Below are 20851 nucleotides of genomic sequence, written 5' to 3'. Positions count from 1 at the left end.
TTCCCGCTTTTTACGGGGTTGCAAATGTATAAAATATTTTTCACTATACAAACGTTAATGCATTAATTTTCAATAACATTATTTAACCTTATGATTTTTATCCCAAAGATTAGATATTTGCATTACTTTTAATAAAACACTTTTAAAATTGAAAACACTCTTGTCTTTATTACTAATAACCTCTCTAAGTTTACAATGCTATGCACAGCATTTTGAATTAAAAATAAACGGAGCCAACAATTTTGAAAACAAAACTATCGACTCCATCCCCTATCTAAAAAAACACAAAACAACAAAGTCACTAACTGATGAAATAGAATTATTCTCAAAAAAACTAACATCAAAAGGTTTTATTGACAATCAAATAATCACAAATAACCGTATAAACGACAGCACCTTTATAGTAAAATTTAACCTAAAAGAAAAAATAAACTCCATACATATATATGTAGACAAAGAAAACCCCATTCTTAACAATATATTTCCAAACACCATAAACAACATAATAACCATTCGGTACGAAGAGATTGAATCTCTTTTAAACAAAAAAATAAATCAACTTGAACATTTAGGGTACGCATTTACAAAACTAAAACTCACAAATATTCAACGAAAGAAAAATACCCTTTACGCAGACATTTCTATTAAGAATGAAAAGAAGAGAGAAATAAACTCGATTGTACTAAACTACACACAAAGCAACCAATCAAACATTTTTCCAAAAGGACACTTAAAACAGATTAAAAAAAAATATACTGGAAAAACATTCAACCAAGAAACTACTACAGAAATCTACAATGATTTTGAAAAATTCACTTTTGTAAAACAAAGCAAATTTCCTGAAATTTTATTCTCAAACGACTCAACCAAAATCTATATATATATCGAAAAAAGAAAATCCAACACTTTTGATGGCTACATAGGTTTTTCTAATGATGAAAACAAAAAAATAACTCTTAATGGATATCTTGACATAAACCTTGAAAACACCCTACATAGTGGAGAACAATTTTCTCTATACTGGAAAAGCGATGGAAACAAACAAACAACTTTCAAAAGCAAAATCGAAATACCTTACCTATTCAAAACACCAACAAGCTTAAAAGCTGAATTAGAGATTTTCAAACAAGACAGTATTTTTCAGAACACAAAAACCGCTATCGCCTTAGGATATTACATAAAATACAATTCCCACCTATATATAGGGTACCAATCAACCGAATCGAGCGACATTCAAAATACAAACAGCGCACTAATTCAAGACTACAAAAACCACTTTACAACGGCTACATTTGAATACAAAAAAACAACTCCTGAAAATTTCATCTTCCCAACCAAAACCAATATTAACATAACTGCAGGTCTCGGAAAAAGAACAAACACAAACAACACAACTGAAGATTCAGAAGAGAACAAACAACATTATGCCAATATTGACTTAATTAACATTTTTTATATAAATATTAAAAATAGTTTTTACATAAGAAGTAAAAATTACTACCTCTGGAGCAACACATATCTAACAAATGAACTATATCGATTTGGTGGAATTAACTCTATAAGAGGTTTTGCTGAAAACAGCCTACAAGCCAATAATACCAATTTACTAATAACCGAATATCGCTACCAACCAACACCAAACTTGTACCTACACACCATTGCAGACTACGGTCTTTACCAAGACAAAACTACACCCGAGAACAAAAAAAAATTAAATAACTTAATCGGCATCGGAATAGGCCTAGGTATTTTAACAAGAAACGGACTGCTACAAATAACTCTTGCAAACGGAAGCACTAGTGAAGATCGAATAAAATTTTACAATAGCATACTTAACATCCAATATAATGTTAAATTCTAAAAATAACCCCGCATTAATTGCAAATAACGAAAACCAGCCTGTAATAACATCACTAAAATTACACATATCTCAGCATTATAACATTTTTAATGAAATATACAATAATGTTAAATTTTAACTGAAACCAAAAAAAAAGTTTTATTTATTAGGAAAGTTAACAAATTATTAAGATTTTTGGCAGACTAATTCAAAATATTTTAAAATGAAACTAAAGTTCAATGGATTCTTAGTACTACTATTAGTACTAATGGCGCAACTAACTTTTGCGCAAGAGAGAGTTGTTTCAGGTATTGTTTCGGATAATACAGGCATGCCCTTACCAGGTGTTAGTGTATTAGTTAAAGGAACAAAAAGCGGAACACAAACTGATTTTGACGGTAAATACTCCATCAAAGCATCACCAACCCAAGTATTAGTATTTAGCTATATTGGGATGAAAACCCAAGAAATAGCTGCAAGTTCCACATCTGTGAGTGCAAAACTATCAAGTTCATCAGTAGAACTTGAGGGTGTAGTAGTTACTGCATTAGGGATCAAAAGAGAGAAAAAATCTCTTGGTTATTCTGCACAAACAGTAACAGCAGAGCAGGTAAGCACAGTACCTACTGGAAACTTTGTAAACAACTTATCAGGAAAAGTTGCAGGTCTTAGCGTAACACAAGGAACAAACTTTGGAGGATCTACAAACGTAGTTCTTAGAGGGTTCAAATCTATGCTAGGAGACAATCAAGCTTTATTCGTAGTAGATGGAGTACCTATTCTAAACAACAACGTAAATAGCTTAGACCAAAAACAAGGTAGAGGTGGTGTTGATTACGGAAATGCTGCATCAGACATTAACCCAAATAATATTGCAGAGATTAACGTACTAAAAGGTGCGGCAGCTACTGCCCTTTATGGATCTAGAGCTCAAAATGGTGCGATCATCATTACGACTAAAAAAGGAAAAGCAAGAAATGACCTATCTGTAGAGTTTTCTTCTTCTTACGTTATGTCTACTGTAGACAAAAAAACATTCCCTAAATACCAAACTGAATATGGTCAAGGTTACAACGGGGAAGATAGCTGGGGTAGTTACCAAGGATCTAAACTTGTTTCAACAGGTGATGACGCTTCTTACGGACCTAAATATACTGGCGAAGATGTTTGGCAATATGGCGCCTTCACTCCTGGATCTGCTTCTTTTGGCAAAAAAACACCATGGGTTGCTGCCAAAAATGGACCAATTGAATTCTTTGAAACTGGTACTACAACTGTAAATAATATCGCTTTAAGTGGAGGTTCAGACAAAGCCACTTATAGATTAACTTATGCCAATACAAATAGTTCTGACGTATTACCAAATTCTTTATTAAGCAAGAATAACTTCAATTTTGCAGGAACTTATAAATTTAGCGATAAATTAAGCTCTACATTCAATGCAACTTATGTATCTCAGAACACAACAAACAGAAACTCTACTGGATACGGCGGAAACGCAATAGCTGGATTTAGACAATGGTGGCCAACTAATGTTGACATCAAAGAACAAAAAGAGCTTTACGGAATGAGCAATCAAAACTATACTTGGAATATAAAAGGCCCAAATAATGCAACCCCACTAGCTCCTGCTTTTTGGGACAATCCATACTTCCAAAGAGATCAAAATTACAACAATGATAGCAGAAGAAGATTTGCAGCAAACGCAAGCATAAGTTATGATGTATCTAAAAGCATCAACTTAATGGGTAGAATGGGTACTGATGGATTTAACTTAAAAACAGAAGACAGAATTGCTGTAGGTTCATATGCAAATGCATTAGGACTAAACACAGTGAACCAACCATCTGGTTACGCTTTAAATTTGTTTGATTATAGTGAACAAAATTATGATTTCTTAGCTACTTACAAAAAAGACTTAGCAGAAGATTTAAACCTTAATTTTATCTTAGGCACAAACTTTAACGTTCAAAGCAAATTTTCTGAGGAACAATCAACATCTGGAGGATTGTACATTCCTGGAATATATACAATCTCAAACTCAGTATCTGCTATAACACTACCAAGAACAATCAAAACAAGAAAAGAAGTTCTAGGTATGTTCGCACAAGCAACTTTAGGTTATAAAGGAACATACTATCTTGAAGGGTCTGTGAGAAGAGATGAATCATCTGCCTTACCTACTGATAATAATACCTATTGGTATTCAGCAATATCTGGAAGTGTGGTGTTTTCAAATTGGTTAAAAGATATTGAATTCATCAACTTTGGTAAATTTAGAGCTGCTTATGCTCAAGTAGGTTCTGACACTGATCCTAACTTACTTATAAACAGCTATACTGCCAGAAATCCTTTCGGCACACCTGCTTATTCTTACAATACTACTGCAAAAAACCCTAATTTAAAACCACAACAATTAGATAATGTTGAGTTAGGTTTAAACATGCAATTTGCAGATAATAGATTTGGATTTGACGTTGCTTGGTTCCAAAACAAAGCTTACAACCAAATTTTACCTTTACCTGTATCAACAGCTACCGGATCACCGTTTAATAATATGAATGCTGGTACCTTAACAACAAAAGGATTTGAGGTATCTCTTAATGTTACTCCTGTTAAAACTGCAAACTTTTCTTGGGATATTAATGTTAACTGGGCTAACCCTAACACTAAAGTTACTGAGTTAGCACCAGGTATTGAAAATATTCAGATCAACTCTTTACAAGGTGGAATCAGCATCAATGCCCCTCTTAACAGAGATTATGGTACAATCTGGGGAACAACATACGTATTAGATAATGCTGGTAATAAAGTCATTGGAGATAATGGTGCTTATTTAGTATCTACTACTACTGACAATGAATTAGGAACATACCAAGCAGACTGGACTGGTGGTTTAAACAACAGATTCACTTACAAAAACGTTTCTTTCAGCTTCTTAATTGATGTAAAAAAAGGAGGAAGTCTTTTCTCTCTTGATCAATACTACGGATACGGAACAGGTATTTATGAAAATTCAGTTGGAAACAACGACTTAGGAAATCCTATAAGAAACACACTTGCTAATGGTGGTGGTCAACTTTTACAAGGTGTTATGGCAAACCCTGCTTATGTGCCTGGAAATGGACAACCACAATATGTAACGAACACAACGAGATTAGACAGATCTCAATCAAGTCAAGTTTTAAGTACAGATCCTCCTACTGCACATTTTGTTTACGATGCTGGTTTTGTAAAATTAAGAGAGGTAGCGTTTACATACAATTTCCCAACAAGTTTATTAGGGAATTCTGTAAAAGGAGCTTCATTTAGCATAATCGGAAATAATCTATGGATAATAGACAAAAGCGTTCCTTATTCTGATCCAGAAGCAGGATTATCTTCTGGTAATACACAAGGATACCAATCAGGTCCTATGCCGTCAACAAGAAATATTTCTTTTAACGTCAAACTTAATTTTTAAAAAAAATGGAAATGAAAAAAATCATAGCAATACTAACAATTGGTCTGTCGATGACAGCTTGTGTTAGTGAAGATATAAACACAGACCCAAATAGCGCCTATACTACCGTTCCTGGATCCCTTATAAATTATGCTCAAAAGGAATTAAGTGATTACGTAAACACTCCTAGTGTTAACGAAAACAACTTCAGATTAACGATGCAGTACTGGCAAGAAGCAATCTATGTAAACGAAAGTAATTATGACTTTGTTAACAGAAATGTTTCTAACAACATTTATACTGATAATTATGTAAATGTATTGAACAACTTAGGTAAAGCAAAAGAACTGGTTAATGCGTATGTACCAACTATCGCTGAAGCTCCAGCATGGCCAAAAAACAAAAAAAACCAATTGGCTATTATTGATATCATGCAAGTTTACACATTTCAAATGCTTGTAGATACTTTCGGAAATATACCTTATACTCAAGCTGCAAACCTTACTGCTTACCCATTACCAGCATATGATGATGCATCTAAGATTTATGAAGATTTAATCGTAAGAATAAATACTGATATAACTAATTTAGACATTACAGGAACTGGCTTTAAGACTTTTAGTGATGGTGACAAATATTACAATGGAGCTATTGCAAAATGGATTGTACTTGCTAACTCTTTAAAATTAAAACTAGCAATCGGAATTGCCGATGCAAATCCAACTTTAGCACAGACTACAGCACTTTCTGCTATAGCTGCGGGGGTTATGACTTCTCCTGCTAATAATTGTCAATTTCAATACTTATCTCCATCTCCAAATTTCAACCCTTTGTTTGAAAACTTGGCTGCAAGTGGTAGAGATGATTTCTTCGCTGCTAAACCATTAGTTGATTACATGAATGCATCTAATGACCCAAGAATAAGTCATTATTACGAACCAAAAGTAGATGAGACTCCAGATGATCCTTCAGATGATATTTTTGTAGGTCAAGAAGTTGGAAAAAGTGGAAAATTCAGTGATTTTTCTAGCATTGGTGCATTTGCATACACTCGTACAACTCCAGGTATCTTATTAAACTATACTGAAGTTGCTTTTTATATTGCTGAAGCAAATGCTAGATGGGTTTCACCAGCAGCTGCCGCACCTTTTTATGATGCAGCAGTTAAAGCTTCGATCTTAGAATGGGGTGGTAACGCAGCAGATGTAACAGCATATCTTGCTACAAAACCTTATGATGCTACTAATTGGAAAAAATCAATTGGAGAACAAGCTTGGGTAGCTATGTTTAATCAAGGTTTAACTTCATGGAATTTCTGGAGAAGATTAGATTTCCCTGTTTTAGTTGCACCTCCTACTGCTATTACTAATGCTGGTGGTAAAGTTCCAGTAAGAATGACATATCCAGTTCTTGAACAACAAGTAAATAATTCAAACTGGAAAGCAGCTTCTGATGCTATCGGTGGAGATTTATTAACAACAAAACTATTCTGGGATAAATTCTAATTTTTTATCTTAGTAATCATAATTAAGCCACTCTGTTCGTTCAGAGTGGCTTTTTTTTATATGAACATTATAACTATATTTGCCGTATGGAAAAAGAACATCAAATATTCGGAATTAGAGCCATCATAGAGGCAATACAATCAGGAAAAGAAGTAGACAAGGTCTTCATACAAAAAGAGATATCAGGTGAACTGATGAAAGATTTAATGAAAGTGATGAAACGCGCCAACATAAATTTTTCTTATGTTCCAGTTGAAAAACTAAACAGATTAACCCCAAATAATCACCAAGGTGCAGTTGCAACAATATCACCAATTGGCTTTATTGAATTAGAACATTTAGTGGACTCAACTATTGCATCAGGATGCACTCCCCTATTTTTAATTTTAGACCAAATATCTGACGCTCGTAATTTTGGTGCCATTATCAGAACTGCAGAGTGCACTGGCGTAAACGGAATCATCGTTCAAAAATCAGGTTCAGCTCCAGTTAACGGAGATACTGTTAAAACATCAGCTGGAGCAGTATTTAATGTACCTATTTGTAAAGTAGAACACATAAAAGATGCTATATTTTACCTACAAGGTTCAGGTATAAAAACTGTAGCCGCAACCGAGAAAACCGATCAAAACATTTATGATGTTTCATTAAATGAAGCTGTCGCTATAATAATGGGATCTGAGGATAGAGGTATCAATCCATCGGTATTAAAAATAGTTGATGAAAAAGCAAAACTTCCAATGTTTGGAACAATAGGATCTCTAAACGTTTCTGTTGCTTGTGGAGCTTTTTTATATGAGGCTGTCCGCCAAAGAAAATAAAACCAACACATAAGATTAGAGGGTAAATAAATGATTATAAATAATTTTTTATGCATTCCAATTCTATTCGTAGCATTCCAACAAAAAAAGTCATATTTATACTTGTAATATTTCTAATTACAAGTATAAGTCATGGACAAACTTCTACATATAATCAATTCTGGAGCGAGATTCAATTCAACAGAACTATAAATGAAAAATGGTCCCTTGAACTAAATTTTGACAATACCTACAGCAGCACAGAATCTTCTGCTCAAATTTTCCACACAAACACCCAGAAAGCTTTTAGAACTTGGGGACACTACTACTTAAGTCCTCGGTGGAAACTATCTAGCTTCTTAGCCTATTATGACAACAAAGATGTTCCTGAAATAGGACAATTTAAATCTCCCGAATGGAGGTTTGCATTACAAGGCACTTACTATTTTCATAAGATAGGATATACTCTCAGCACAAGAATGAGAATAGAACTCCGATATATAAGAGATGAAAACGGTAAATATCAAGACATATATAGATATCGTCAACAAATTAAATATCTAAAACCAGTAAACAGTAAAGTACTCCGTGAAGGTGTAGTTTACGCTATAGTTTCTGATGAATTATTCTTTAAATCTGATGCAAAAATTACTGGGCTAAGCTTTTTTGACCGCAATAGATTAAACCTTGGAGCAGGATATTTATTTACAGATGACATACAAATAGAATTGACCTATACCAATGAGTATCTTCCAAGAGATACAGATTCGCAAATAATAAATGCCGCTTCAGTAACATTAACTTTTAATAATATTTTCAAAAATAAAAGTAAAAAAACACTTCAAAAATCAAATCAATAACGCTCCTGTTACAGACAAAACAATTTAATAACATTGCTTTTATAGAATACCAAAACACATGTATTCTAGGTTAAATTTCACAATTTAAAGTCAAAAAAACTATATCGTAAAAGGTCTACAGCCCCTATTATCTATGCTTTTTTCGAATGTTTCAAGAAAAAAAAGCTTTTATTAACCCATAATTTAACAACAAAAATTACTTTTATTTTTTTCTTTTATTCTGCTCAAAAAAAACAAAAAACAAAAAAAAACCAACCAAAAAAATTAAATATTTTCAAAAATTTAACGATATCACCTATAATAAACAGATAAAAAAACAATGAAAAATTGATTTTTTAACAAGAAATGTTTTGTTTATTTACATATTTCGGATAAAAGCAGGCAAATCCATTAGGAAGATTAACAAATTATTAAGATTTTTGTCAAACTAATTCAAAATATTTAAAAATGAAACTAAAATTCAATGGATTCTTAGTACTGCTATTGGTACTGGTTGCGCAATTAAATTTTGCGCAAGAAAGAGTTGTTTCAGGAATTGTTTCTGATGATACTGGAATGCCTATACCTGGTGTAACAGTAACTGTAAAGGGAACAAAAAATGCAACACAAACTGATTTCGACGGAAAATACTCAATTAAAGCGTCGCCTAATCAAATAATTCTTTTCACTTACATTGGGATGAAAAGTAAAGAACAGCCAGCTACATCTTCTGTTGTTAACGCAAAGTTAGTGGGAGATGCAATGGAACTTGAAGGCGTGGTGGTTGTAGCTTTTGGAACACAAAAGAAAGAAGCTATAACAGGAGCTGTTGCAAAAATTGATGCAAAAGCATTAGAAAACACTCAAGCATCTAACGCAATTCAATCTTTAACAGGTAAAGTTGCGGGTGTACAAATTCAAGCAAATTCAGGACAACCAGGAGATGCGCCTCAAGTACGTTTTAGAGGTATCGGATCTATCTCGTCTTCGAATGCGCCTTTGTATGTTGTAGACGGTTTCCCTTATAACGGAGATATAAACGCTATAGCAACTCAGGATATCGAGTCTATCAGTTTCTTGAAAGATGCATCATCTAATGCATTATACGGAAGTAGAGGAGCAAACGGTGTAATCATTGTTACAACCAAAAAAGGTAAAAAAGGTCAACTAAAAGTTACTTACGAAGGAAAAATAGGAGTTAACTCTAGAGCTGTTCCGGAGTATGATATGATTACAGATCCAGGAGATTATTACAAAGCAGCATACAACAGAATCAGAAATGGTTTAATAAAAGGTGGTGATTCAGCTGCTGACGCTTCATTAACTGCATCTCAAAATTTAATAAGTGGAGACCCATCTTACTCACTAGGGTATAATAATTACAACGTACCGAATAATCAAGTAATAGATCCAAATACAGGACAACTAAATCCTAATGCAAAACTATTATATCATGATAATTGGGAAAAAGCATTATTTAATGATAATACAAGAATTGAGCACTTTTTAAGTTTAGCTGGTAGTTCAGAAAAACTTAATTCTTACTTATCTGTAGGTTACCTATCTGATAATGGATACACAATTAACTCAAATTTTAAACGTGTAACTCTAAGATCAAATGTTGACTATACGATTACTGATAAAATTAAAGTAGGTGCTAACCTTAACTATGCAAACTCTAATCAGAATGCACCAATCTCACAAGTAACTTCTAGTACATATAGTAATTTATTTAGCTGGGCAAGAAATATAGCTCCAATTTATCCAGTTTATCTTAGAAACGCTGGTGGAAATATTGTAACCAACAAAGTAGGAGAAAAAGTATATGACTTTAACCAGTCAGGAGATCGTCCTTATGGTTTCAACTTAAATCCATACGGAACTACATTATTAAATACAAATTTAAATCAAGAAAACAAATTTGGAGCTAGAGGTTACGTATCTATCGATTTCTTAAAAGACTTCAACTTCAGATATAATCTTGGTTATGACTTAATGTCTGGGTATTATGTAAATAGTACAACAGGAATTGGTGGAGATGACATGGGAGTAAATGGTAGTATAGGAACAGCATCGCAAGATGACTATACTATTACAAACCAACAATTATTATCTTGGAAGAAATCTTTTGGAGAACATTCACTTGACATTCTTGTTGGACATGAGTCTTCAGATTTTACATCAAAAATGTTGACTGGACAAAAAACAGGTGTTGTAATACCAGGTTTACCAGTAGTTAGTAATGCTACTAGATATTCTTATTTAGATGGCTACAATGATTTATACAAAGTAGAAGGATTCTTCTCTAGATTAAATTATAGCTACAAAAACAAATATTTTGTAAATGCTAGTTTCAGAAGAGATGGATCATCAGTATTCGCACCAGAAAACAGATGGGGTAATTTCTACGGATTTGGTGGAGCATGGTCTGTTACCAAAGAATCTTTCTTCCCGCAAACAAAATGGATTACTGACTTAAGAATTAAAGGAAGTTACGGAGAACAAGGAAATGATAATATCTATTACCCTTCTTCTACAAGAATTAGCAGCCGTAGTTACTTTGGAAGTGAAAGAAACTACTATGCATACCAAACACAATATGAGATTTTACCTGATGCAGAAGGAAATGCGAGTGTAGTTACTGTATCTGAAGGAAACAGAAACATCAAATGGGAAAAATCTAAAAATTTAAATATTGGATTCGAAATTGAATTATTCAATAGAGTAAATCTTGAAGCTGAATATTTCGAAAGAAATGTAAGTGATTTAATATACAACCGTCCTTATGCACCATCAACTGGAATTCCGTTTGTTACTGAAAACATTGGTGACATGTCTAACAAAGGAATTGAAGTTAACTTAGGTGTTGATGTAATTAAAACACAAGATATCGATTTTAACATTTGGGCTAATGCAACACATTACAAGAACAAGGTAACATCTTTACCAAGTCCTTTTACAAGTGGTATTTTTAGATTTGAAGTTGGCGCTCCTGCGTATGCTTACTACCTAAGAGAATTTGCAGGTGTAGACAAAACTAATGGAGATGCATTATGGTATACGAATGAAAAAGATGCATCTGGGAATTTAACTGGAAATAAGATTACAACTAATGAATATACACTTGCAACTCAATACTTAAGTGATAAAGATGCAAATCCAGATGTATATGGAGGTTTCGGAACTATGTTCAGATTTAAAAACATCACATTCCAAGCAAGTTTTGCATACCAAGTTGGAGGATATATGTATGATGGTGTTTATCAAAGCGCTATGTATTCAGGAGATGACAACGTAGGACAAAACTATCACAAAGATATAACCAAATCATGGTCTGTAGATAATCCAGATTCTAATATACCTAGAATTGATAATATATCTAATAACCAAATGTCATCTTCAGATCTTTTCTTAGCAAAATCAGATTACATCAGTTTACAAGATGTTTCTATATCTTATGATTTCAAAAATAGCAAATTACAAGATCTTGGAATTTCATCTACTAAATTCAGCTTAATGGGAACTAATTTAGCATTATGGTCTGACAGAAAAGGTATGGATCCAAGATTAAGCAATTTAGGATCAAGAACAAATAATGGCCAATCACTGAATGTGTATGGAGTTATGAAAACTATCTCATTTGGTTTAACAGTAAATTTTTAAGAATATGAAAAAAATATTAACTATAGCATTATCATTGTTGATGTTAACAAGTTGTGATAAAGAATTTCTAAACACAACACCTGAATCAACAATTAATGACGAGCAACTTGCAACATCCGAAGAAGGGTATGCGGCAATTATAAATGGAGTACACTCTGCATTAAGATCATACGGATTATCTATCGGGGCTAACCACGAAGATTATGGACACAAATCTATACTTGCAGCAACAGATATAATGTCAAATGATGTTGTGCAAACAAAATCAAGCTGGTATGGATCTTTCTACAACTATTTGGGGAGAACTCAAACAAGTATTAGATCTAAACTTGCTTGGAGTACATACTACCCACAAATTAAGACTCTAAATATCGTTCTTAATGCTCTTCCGCCAGAAGCAGTAATAACTCCTAAACTAAAAGGTATTAGAGCTGAAGCTCTAGCTTTAAGAGGGTACTTTTACTTTATGCTAGCACGTATGTACGGACCTACTTATGTAGGTCATGAAACTGAGCTATCTGTACCGATTTACACTACAGTAACACTAATTCCACATGCTAGATCAACTGTTAACGAAGTTTACACGCTAATAGAAAAAGATCTAAAAGAATCACTTGAGTTATATAAAGTTAGTGGCAGTGCAAGTGTACTTAAACAATCTCTAGCTCAAGCATTTTTAGCTGATGTTTATCTTGAAATGGGTAAATATGCAGAGGCTGCTCCTCTTGCACGTACTGCAAGACAAAGCTATCCTTTATTAACTGAAGCTGAATGGTCTAATGGTTTTTACGATGTAAGTAACAAAGACACTATGTGGGGAATAGCATTAACATCAGCTCAAAGTAGCTTTGTAGCTAGTTTCTTTGGCCATTTTGACAATACTAATAAATCTGCTTATGCTGGTGGAGGTGGAATTTACAAGAATATAGACAAAAGACTATATGATGCTATCTCTCCTACTGATTACAGAAAAAATGCATTTGTAGCTCCAGGAGGAAACCCAAAATATCCTGCATTACCAGCATATGCTAACATAAAATTTAGAGACCCTACGGTTAATGGTGGTGACTACATTTACTTAAGAGCAGCTGCAATGTACTACATCGAAGCTGAAGCTTATGCAAAATCAGGAAACGAAGCGCAAGCAATTCAAACTTTATATGATATTACTATAACTAGAGATCCTAAATACGTAAAATCAACAAACACAGGGGCTGCCTTAATCAATGAAATCATTCTTCAAAAAAGAATCGAACTTTGGGGTGAAGGATTTGCATGGTTTGACATGAAACGCTTAGGCACTCCTTTAGTAAGAGATTATGCTGGATCTAATCATGCAACTTTTGGAAAATTAAATATCCCTGCTGGTGATAATAAATTTACCTTTCAGGTTCCACAAGCAGAAATAGATGCAAATACACTTATTGTACAAAATCCACTATAATTCTTGGTGTTCTTTTAAACATAAAAACCATCCCAAATTTGGGATGGTTTTTTTATACAAGCTATTCAAAAAAACAATCAGTTTATTAGCTATTTTTCCTCTTCTTTAAGAAAACAATTTAACTGCTCTATGATTGCACTTTTATGTAGCTTAAAGTCATAATCCCTGACAAACTCTGTTCCTTCCATATTAATACTAGCAGTAACGGCTTCGTAAGTCGAAAATGCTTTCAAATCATTTTTATCAATTATATACAACACTTGCAAAATAGAATCTTGTTTTAAATATTGTGTATCGTAATGCTTTAATTTATATTTTATCTTGTTTGATAATTCCAACGATAAGTCATCTTTTATATTTTTCCCCACTTCTTTTGACGGAAATGGAGTTGGTTGCAAAGCAATAAAATAATTCTCTTTATCGGTTACAATATTTATTTTTAAAGATTTTGATTCTGTGGTATAAAATGGTGTTGGTTTAATATAATAAAACATAGAACCATCTGCCTGGATTCGATTATGAATTTCGCATTGCGCAAAAACCATTGGCATCGACAATAAACATCCTACTAATAAACTTATCTTTTTCATATCCAGAGTTTTTGAAAGAATTAAATTATTCTAACAAAAATACTCATTAAAGAAATATGTTTTTGCAATGAACTAATAATTAGAGATTATCATCTAATTCTTCTTGTTTTACAACGGTGTACTCTACTAAAGTATCCGAATAGAAATATGGTGTTTCCTCTGGAATTTCGGTATTGACGAAATTACCATTTTCATCAAAATGTTTCATAAAAGCATCATCTTCCGGATTAAAATCTGGTTTTTGCCAATCGTACAAAATAGGCTTTTGATATTCGGGAGTTTTAAATTGTATCGACATTACAAAACCTGTTATAAAACCTGCCAGATGTCCCTCCCAAGAGATTGAGTTATCTACTTCGGGGAAAACATACCAAATCATCCCACCGTAAAACATAATTACCGATAATGACAAAGCAACCAATCGGTAATATTTTGTTTGAATCCCTTTGAAAAAGATAAAACTTACCAAAACATAAATTAATCCGCTTGCTCCAATATGGTAATTAGACCTTGCAATAACCCAAGTAATTAATCCTGAAAATAATATTCCGTAAACAATCACCGGAATGGTTTGCTTGGGATAAAAAAACTGAAGTGCAGCTAGCAAAACCAATAATGGTATTGAGTTATTATACAAATGACTAATATCTGCATGAATAAAAGGACTAAAAATTATGCCTTGCAATCCAGAAAATGTTCTTGGGTAAATTCCGTGTTCGTAAAAATCAAAATCATAACGGATTTGTAACCAATATACAATCCATAAAAGAAGCACAGAAAATAATGGTAGCGCAATAACCGAATTGGTAAACTTGAAATCTTTTTCCACTATTGTATATGATTATGATTAACAACTAAATTCAAGTCAAAAATTTATCCAAAATAAATATAGTGCTATTTTGTCAGACACCGATGTATTGATTAAATACCTTTTTTAGCCCAGATCGCAACGGCATCCTTTATTATTACTTCTTTAGTAATAATAAAGATATAGTGAAGAGCTGGAAAAGCTCCTAAAAAAACTAATTGTGGCAATAAATTAAAATTGAAAATAGTAATTTTACAAAATGGAAGCACCATTAGCAGAACGTATAAGACCTCAGAAATTAGAAGACTATGTTAGCCAAAGTCATTTGGTTGGACCAAATGGTTCACTAACTCAACAAATCGCAAAAGGAATCATCCCTTCTTTGCTGTTTTGGGGACCTCCTGGAACTGGAAAAACTACTTTAGCTCAAATCATAGCACAAGAGTCTAAGCGTCCTTTTTATATCTTAAGCGCTATAAATTCGGGGGTAAAAGACATTCGTGATGTTATCGAAAAAGCAAAACAAAGTGGTGGCTTATTCACAGCCAAAAATCCGATTTTGTTTATTGATGAGATTCATCGTTTTAGCAAATCGCAACAAGATTCACTTTTGGCAGCTGTCGAAAAAGGTTGGATAACGCTTATTGGTGCAACTACCGAAAATCCAAGTTTTGAAGTAATCCCCGCTTTACTTTCGCGATGTCAAGTTTATATTTTGAATGCTTTTACAAAAAGTGATTTAGAATTATTATTACATCGCGCCATGAAAACTGATGTTATCTTGGCTTCTAAAAAAATTGATTTAAAAGAAACCGAAGCTTTATTGAGGCTTTCTGGTGGTGATGGAAGAAAGCTATTAAATATTTTTGAATTGGTCGTAAACGCATCGCCAGATGACAATATAACGATAACTAACGATCGCGTATTTGAACTTGTACAACAAAATACTGTTTTGTATGACAAAAGTGGCGAACAACATTATGATATCGTTTCGGCATTTATAAAATCAATACGCGGAAGTGATCCTAACGGCGCTGTTTACTGGTTAGCCCGAATGATTGAAGGTGGAGAAGATGTGAAATTTATCGCAAGAAGAATGCTTATTCTTTCTAGCGAAGATATAGGAAATGCAAACCCTACAGCATTTATAATGGCAAACAATACTTTTCAGGCTGTTACTACAATAGGTTATCCTGAAAGCAGAATAATATTAAGTCAGTGCGCAATTTATTTGGCTACTTCTCCAAAAAGCAACGCATCTTATATGGCAATTGGTAACGCGCAACAGTTAGTAAAACAAACTGGAGATTTGCCTGTTCCAATTCATTTGCGCAACGCTCCAACAAAATTAATGAAGGAGTTAGGTTATGGTGATGATTATAAATATTCGCATGACTATGCAAATAATTTTGCAGAACAAGAGTTTCTGCCAGACGCATTATCTAAGACTGTAATATATAATCCCGGCAACAATTCTAGAGAGAATAGCAACCGGGAATTTTTGAGAAATCGTTGGAAAGATAAATACGGGTATTAACCGCGTATAAAATTAGTTTAGAATTTTACAATTACTTTTTCTGAAACCAATTTATCATTTTTATAGTATTCAAAATACCATTCATTGTCTTTTGCATTTAATGAACCTTGAATATCTCCTTTTATAGCTATGAAAGAATCTGGACGAGACGTTTTCATCAATTTCATAACTACTTTTGGTGTTTTATCGATTAATTGATATCCTGTTTCTGTAGGTTGTGCATACAATAAATTAGGATCATTATTATTTACAACTGAGTTAACAACAGCAGCACTTGTTGTTACCGCAACAGGAGCAACTGCAACTTGATTATTTACTGAAGTTTGGTTATTCATAGCTCCTGATGCTTTTTTGCCATTATACTTATAATGTAAAGCATTTATTGATAAAAAGGCTTGATTTAAAGCTTCGGCATAAGCTCCATCAAAATCTTTTATTTTACTTTTTCCTATCTCTGATGTAAAAACTATTTTGCCGTAACAATCTTTAAATGTTACATATAGTTTTGTTACCAGAAAACCATTATCTCTAATTACATCTACATTTAACAATTCACAACGATTGTAATCTTGCGGAATTGCATCATTTGCATAAAATGCTTCGAAACCAGCTTTATTTAAATTAAACTTGGTGAGCGTAGCTAATCTGTATTGATTATCTGTCTTCATAAAATCATATTTCAAAGGAATAATTACTGCTTTGTAATCATTCACTGACTGAGAAAAGCCATAGCTAGAAATAAATATAAGTAATAATAAGATTTTTGTTTTCATAATTTTATAAGTAATTTTTAAGTTCTAATAAATGGTTTATTTGTTTAATGTTATGTTGTGCTTCTACTTTTTTATCATTGAAGAAAATTGCATCAAGTCCAGCGTTTAAAGCTCCTTGAACATCGGCATCTAAACAATCTCCAATCATGATACTGTTTTCCTTTTTAGAATTAGCAGAATTCAAGGCATATTCAAAAATAATAGGATTAGGCTTCTTTACCCCTGCCTTTTCAGAATTTGTTATTGTCTGAAAGTATGTTTCAATGTTTGAATTTGTAATTTTCTTATACTGAACTTCTGCAAACCCGTTAGTAATGATATGCAATCTGTATTTACCTTTTAAATATTCTAGAATTTCAATTGCTCCATCAAAAAGATAATTATTTAATGGTAATAACTGAATATACTCTTCGGCCATTTCATCTATTGAAGCATCTGAAACAACATAATCTAAAGCATCAAAAGTATGTTTTAGTCTATTATAACGTAGTTCTACATGCGAAATTTTATCGTTTTGATATAATTTCCAACAAGCCTGATTTATCGGAATATACTTTTCTATAAAAGCATTAATTTCAATTGTTGGGTGATTCTTTTTCAAGATTGTTTCGAACGCTAGTTCTGAGTTTTTATCAAAATCCCAAAGCGTATGGTCTAAATCAAAAAAGACATCTGTAATTATGGTATTGTTTTTCATTCTTAAAAAATTCCTTCGTCTAAAAAACTGTAATATCCAGTTTCGATAATTATAATATGATCTAACACTTTAATATCTAAGCTTTCGCCTGCCAATTTAAGCTTTTTTGTAATTTGTTTATCAGCTTCGCTAGGATTTAATCCGCCCGAAGGATGATTATGACATAAAATCAGTGAGGTTGCCCCTATCTCTAGTGCCATCTTAAAGACTAAACGAACATCTACCAGCGTGCCGGTAATCCCTCCTTTACTCAATTGAGATTTTGAAATAACTTTATTTGAGTTGTTTAAAAATATAATCCAAAACTCTTCATGCGGCAATTCTCCAATGACAGGCTGCATGATTTCAAAAACTACTTTACTCGATGTAATCTTGATTAAATCAACAACGTCCTCTGCCCTTCTGCGTCGTCCTAATTCTGTTGCTGCAATTATCGAAATAGCTTTTGCCTCACCTATTCCTTTAAAACCTGTTAATTGCGTGATAGATAATTTGCCTAAAGCATTTAGATTATTATCTACACTAGAAAGAATTCTTTTACTCAAATCAACAGCCGATTCGTTTTTGCTTCCTGAACCAATCAAAATAGCGATTAGCTCGGCATCACTTAAAATATCTTTGCCTTTAAGCATCAATTTTTCACGTGGTTTATCGTCTTCGGACCAATTGGATATAGATAAAAAAGAACTTTCTTCCATTAACATTATAGTATTGTAATTAATCCCTTTACATCATCAAAGTTCAAACCACCGTAGTTTCCAGAACTCATTAATAACAATGCTGAATTTTCTAAATCTAAATTGAATAAGTAATCTTTAAAATCTTTTGGATTCGTATAAATAATCAAATCTTTGCGATTAAAAGCAGTAGCAATTTGCTCATAAGTAACTTCTTCTAATTGTTTTATTTTTACTGCATCTGGCGAATAAAAAACAACTGCAACATCTGCGTACTCTAATGCCCCTTCATATTCTTTTAAGAAATCGGCATTTAAACTACTATAGGTGTGCAACTCTAAACAAGCTATTAAAGTACGATTTGGATATTGTTCTTTTACCGCTTTAGTAGTTGCAGCAACTTTACTTGGCGAATGTGCAAAATCTTTATAAGCTACTTTATTCTTTGTTTCTGCAATTTTCTCTAAACGTTTAGAAGCTCCTTTAAAACTAGCAATTGCTTCGTAAAAATCGGCTTCGTCTACACCCATATTTTGGCAAATCCATTTTGCACCAGCTAGATTATTTAAGTTATGAGCTCCAAAAACTTCTATTGGCATATTACCCTCTGGAGTTTCAAGAAGTGTTACTCCGTCGCTTACTGTATAATTTGGCGTATGGTATGGTAATTTTCTAATTGGGTTCGTAGCAGCTTCTGCCACACGTTTCACTTCAGAATCGTCTTCGTTATAAACCAATATCCCTCCGTTTGTAATTTTTTCGATAAAAATTTCAAACTGTTCTACATAATTCTCATAAGTAGGAAAAACATTGATATGATCCCAGGCAATTCCAGAAATCAAAGCAATGTTTGGTTGGTATAAATGAAACTTAGGCCTCCTGTCTATTGGTGAAGATAAATACTCATCTCCTTCCAGAACCATAAAATCATTCTCTTCAGTAAGATGCACCATCGTATCAAATCCTTCTAATTGTGCTCCAACCATATAATCAACCTCGATATTATGATAATGCATTACGTGCAAAATCATCGAAGTAATTGTCGTTTTTCCGTGAGAACCACCAATAACAACACGTGTTTTATTCTTAGATTGTTCGTATAAAAACTCTGGATAAGAATAAATTTTCAATCCTAATTCTTGAGCTTTTAGTAATTCTGGATTATCTGCCTTAGCGTGCATTCCCAAAATTACTGCCTCGATATCTGAAGTAATTTTTTCAGGAAACCAACCCATTTCTAGAGGTAAGATTCCTTTTTTCTCCAAGCGCGATTTCGAAGGTTCAAAAATTGCATCATCACTTCCTGTAACTTGATATCCTTTATTGTGTAATGCTAATGCCAGATTGTGCATTGCACTCCCACCTATGGCGATAAAATGTGTTCTCATTTTAGTTTGTTCGGTTATTCGTTTATTTATTATTTGGTCAATTAGTTAATGTTGATTCTGTTTGTATTCTTCCAAAATTGTTTTGGCCTTTTCAGGTTGATTCATTTTTTTCTGATACAAATTGGCAAGCATTAGATAACTGGCTTTTGATTTACTTACAATAATGGCATGTTTATATTGTCGTTCTGCATCCGAATATCTTTTAAAATATTCATCAATATGTCCTCTTGACAAATAGCCATCTATCGGTGAAAGCTTTAACAATTCTTCCGAATATTTTATAGCTTTAGTTTGACTTCCTCCAGCAATTCCTGGCAGTTGCAAATTTAATTCTATTAATGCCCAACGTGCTTCTATATGTTTAGGATTAAGTACAATTGCTTTTTCAAATGAACCTCTTACTTCATCTATCATTCCAAAAGCCTTAAATTTACTTACACCAAGTGCTTTCATCCCTAAAGCCGCTCCATATTTATAAAAATAGTTAGCTCCGGATGGATTAAGCTGTTTTAACTTTTTATAATACCCAACAGCCTGATCCCATTCTTTAGTATGAGTAGCTATATCCCCTAGATATTCAATTGTTTTTAAATCAGATGGTTTTTCCTTTAAAACTGATTCAAAAAGTGTTTTAGCTTTATCAAATTTTTGCGCTTCAAATAACTTTTGTGCTTTCTCAAAACTAGATTGCGACCATATTAAGGTCGGAAGCAAAAGAAAGACAATTATTATTTGTTTCATTCTTCAAAAATAGTGGAAATATAAAACGTATCATTTCTTTTTAAGTATAAATTAGTAATTTGTACGAGATTTATTTTCAATACTACATCAATTTTTTAAAATAATAC

General features: G+C 32.9%; 15 protein-coding genes. 8 read left to right on the top strand and 7 right to left on the bottom strand.

Translation table 11 applies throughout. The features are described from left to right. The first annotated feature begins 148 nt into the window (after positions 1-148). From AC3IPI_RS08845 to AC3IPI_RS08815, 7 genes are all read left to right on the top strand, one after another. The gene (locus AC3IPI_RS08845) at positions 149-1861 is read left to right on the top strand and encodes a BamA/TamA family outer membrane protein (protein ID WP_489158498.1); all 1713 of its coding nucleotides are present in this window, start codon (positions 149-151) and stop codon (positions 1859-1861) included. Between the two features lie 202 nt (positions 1862-2063). Beyond that, on the top strand, positions 2064-5303 hold the full coding sequence (locus AC3IPI_RS08840) for a SusC/RagA family TonB-linked outer membrane protein (protein WP_489158496.1): 3240 nt from the start codon (positions 2064-2066) through the stop codon (positions 5301-5303). An 11-nt stretch (positions 5304-5314) separates the two neighbouring features. After that, entirely contained in the window at positions 5315-6787 is a 1473-nt protein-coding gene (locus AC3IPI_RS08835) for a SusD/RagB family nutrient-binding outer membrane lipoprotein (RefSeq protein WP_489158494.1), read from the top strand. A gap of 86 nt (positions 6788-6873) precedes the next feature. Further along, positions 6874-7608, top strand: a complete 735-nt coding sequence (gene rlmB, locus AC3IPI_RS08830) for a 23S rRNA (guanosine(2251)-2'-O)-methyltransferase RlmB (RefSeq protein WP_039117296.1) — start codon at positions 6874-6876, stop codon at positions 7606-7608. A gap of 50 nt (positions 7609-7658) precedes the next feature. Continuing rightward, on the top strand, positions 7659-8447 hold the full coding sequence (locus AC3IPI_RS08825) for a DUF2490 domain-containing protein (RefSeq protein WP_489158491.1): 789 nt from the start codon (positions 7659-7661) through the stop codon (positions 8445-8447). Between the two features lie 447 nt (positions 8448-8894). Next, a complete protein-coding gene (locus AC3IPI_RS08820; RefSeq protein ID WP_489158489.1) occupies positions 8895-12089 on the top strand; it encodes a SusC/RagA family TonB-linked outer membrane protein in 3195 nt (1064 codons plus the stop codon). A 4-nt stretch (positions 12090-12093) separates the two neighbouring features. Then, the gene (locus tag AC3IPI_RS08815) at positions 12094-13533 is read left to right on the top strand and encodes a RagB/SusD family nutrient uptake outer membrane protein (RefSeq protein WP_489158487.1); all 1440 of its coding nucleotides are present in this window, start codon (positions 12094-12096) and stop codon (positions 13531-13533) included. Between the two features lie 89 nt (positions 13534-13622). On the opposite strand, the gene AC3IPI_RS08810 is transcribed toward AC3IPI_RS08815, so the two are convergent. Both AC3IPI_RS08810 and AC3IPI_RS08805 read right to left on the bottom strand, forming a co-directional pair. After that, a complete protein-coding gene (locus AC3IPI_RS08810) occupies positions 13623-14123 on the bottom strand; it encodes a hypothetical protein (protein ID WP_489158485.1) in 501 nt (166 codons plus the stop codon). 79 nt (positions 14124-14202) lie between these two features. After that, on the bottom strand, positions 14203-14952 hold the full coding sequence (locus AC3IPI_RS08805) for a rhomboid family intramembrane serine protease (protein ID WP_489158483.1): 750 nt from the start codon (positions 14950-14952) through the stop codon (positions 14203-14205). 238 nt (positions 14953-15190) lie between these two features. Here AC3IPI_RS08805 and AC3IPI_RS08800 point away from each other — a divergent pair, with 238 nt between their 5' ends. Then, positions 15191-16468, top strand: coding sequence for a replication-associated recombination protein A (locus tag AC3IPI_RS08800; RefSeq protein WP_489158481.1), 1278 nt, complete (start codon positions 15191-15193; stop codon positions 16466-16468). 17 nt (positions 16469-16485) lie between these two features. On the opposite strand, the gene AC3IPI_RS08795 is transcribed toward AC3IPI_RS08800, so the two are convergent. From AC3IPI_RS08795 to AC3IPI_RS08775, 5 genes are read right to left on the bottom strand one after another with little or no spacing between them, the layout of a single operon-like run. Continuing rightward, the gene (locus AC3IPI_RS08795; RefSeq protein ID WP_489158479.1) at positions 16486-17241 is read right to left on the bottom strand and encodes a hypothetical protein; all 756 of its coding nucleotides are present in this window, start codon (positions 17239-17241) and stop codon (positions 16486-16488) included. Positions 17242-17245: 4 nt separating this feature from the next. Continuing rightward, positions 17246-17938 (bottom strand): YjjG family noncanonical pyrimidine nucleotidase, encoded by a 693-nt coding sequence (locus AC3IPI_RS08790; protein WP_489158477.1) that lies wholly within the window; start codon positions 17936-17938, stop codon positions 17246-17248. Positions 17939-17940: 2 nt separating this feature from the next. Continuing rightward, positions 17941-18636 (bottom strand): RadC family protein, encoded by a 696-nt coding sequence (gene radC / locus AC3IPI_RS08785; RefSeq protein WP_489158475.1) that lies wholly within the window; start codon positions 18634-18636, stop codon positions 17941-17943. A 5-nt stretch (positions 18637-18641) separates the two neighbouring features. Next, a complete protein-coding gene (locus tag AC3IPI_RS08780) occupies positions 18642-20003 on the bottom strand; it encodes a UDP-N-acetylmuramate--L-alanine ligase (protein ID WP_489158473.1) in 1362 nt (453 codons plus the stop codon). Between the two features lie 45 nt (positions 20004-20048). Beyond that, positions 20049-20744, bottom strand: coding sequence for a tetratricopeptide repeat protein (locus AC3IPI_RS08775; protein WP_039111753.1), 696 nt, complete (start codon positions 20742-20744; stop codon positions 20049-20051). Positions 20745-20851 lie beyond the last annotated feature (107 nt).

Source organism: Flavobacterium sp. GL_143 (assembly GCF_057834355.1).
Note: the sequence above shows the minus strand (reverse complement) of the source record. Positions and strands in the feature narration are given on the sequence as shown.

Coding starts and splice junctions, on each gene's coding strand:
- AC3IPI_RS08840 (WP_489158496.1), top strand. CDS start 2,064: ATGAAACTAAAGTTCAATGGATTCTTAGTACTACTATTAGTACTAATG.
- AC3IPI_RS08835 (WP_489158494.1), top strand. CDS start 5,315: ATGAAAAAAATCATAGCAATACTAACAATTGGTCTGTCGATGACAGCT.
- rlmB (WP_039117296.1), top strand. CDS start 6,874: ATGGAAAAAGAACATCAAATATTCGGAATTAGAGCCATCATAGAGGCA.
- AC3IPI_RS08825 (WP_489158491.1), top strand. CDS start 7,659: ATGCATTCCAATTCTATTCGTAGCATTCCAACAAAAAAAGTCATATTT.
- AC3IPI_RS08820 (WP_489158489.1), top strand. CDS start 8,895: ATGAAACTAAAATTCAATGGATTCTTAGTACTGCTATTGGTACTGGTT.
- AC3IPI_RS08815 (WP_489158487.1), top strand. CDS start 12,094: ATGAAAAAAATATTAACTATAGCATTATCATTGTTGATGTTAACAAGT.
- AC3IPI_RS08810 (WP_489158485.1), bottom strand. CDS start 14,123: ATGAAAAAGATAAGTTTATTAGTAGGATGTTTATTGTCGATGCCAATG.
- AC3IPI_RS08800 (WP_489158481.1), top strand. CDS start 15,191: ATGGAAGCACCATTAGCAGAACGTATAAGACCTCAGAAATTAGAAGAC.
- AC3IPI_RS08795 (WP_489158479.1), bottom strand. CDS start 17,241: ATGAAAACAAAAATCTTATTATTACTTATATTTATTTCTAGCTATGGC.
- AC3IPI_RS08790 (WP_489158477.1), bottom strand. CDS start 17,938: ATGAAAAACAATACCATAATTACAGATGTCTTTTTTGATTTAGACCAT.
- radC (WP_489158475.1), bottom strand. CDS start 18,636: ATGGAAGAAAGTTCTTTTTTATCTATATCCAATTGGTCCGAAGACGAT.
- AC3IPI_RS08780 (WP_489158473.1), bottom strand. CDS start 20,003: ATGAGAACACATTTTATCGCCATAGGTGGGAGTGCAATGCACAATCTG.
- AC3IPI_RS08775 (WP_039111753.1), bottom strand. CDS start 20,744: ATGAAACAAATAATAATTGTCTTTCTTTTGCTTCCGACCTTAATATGG.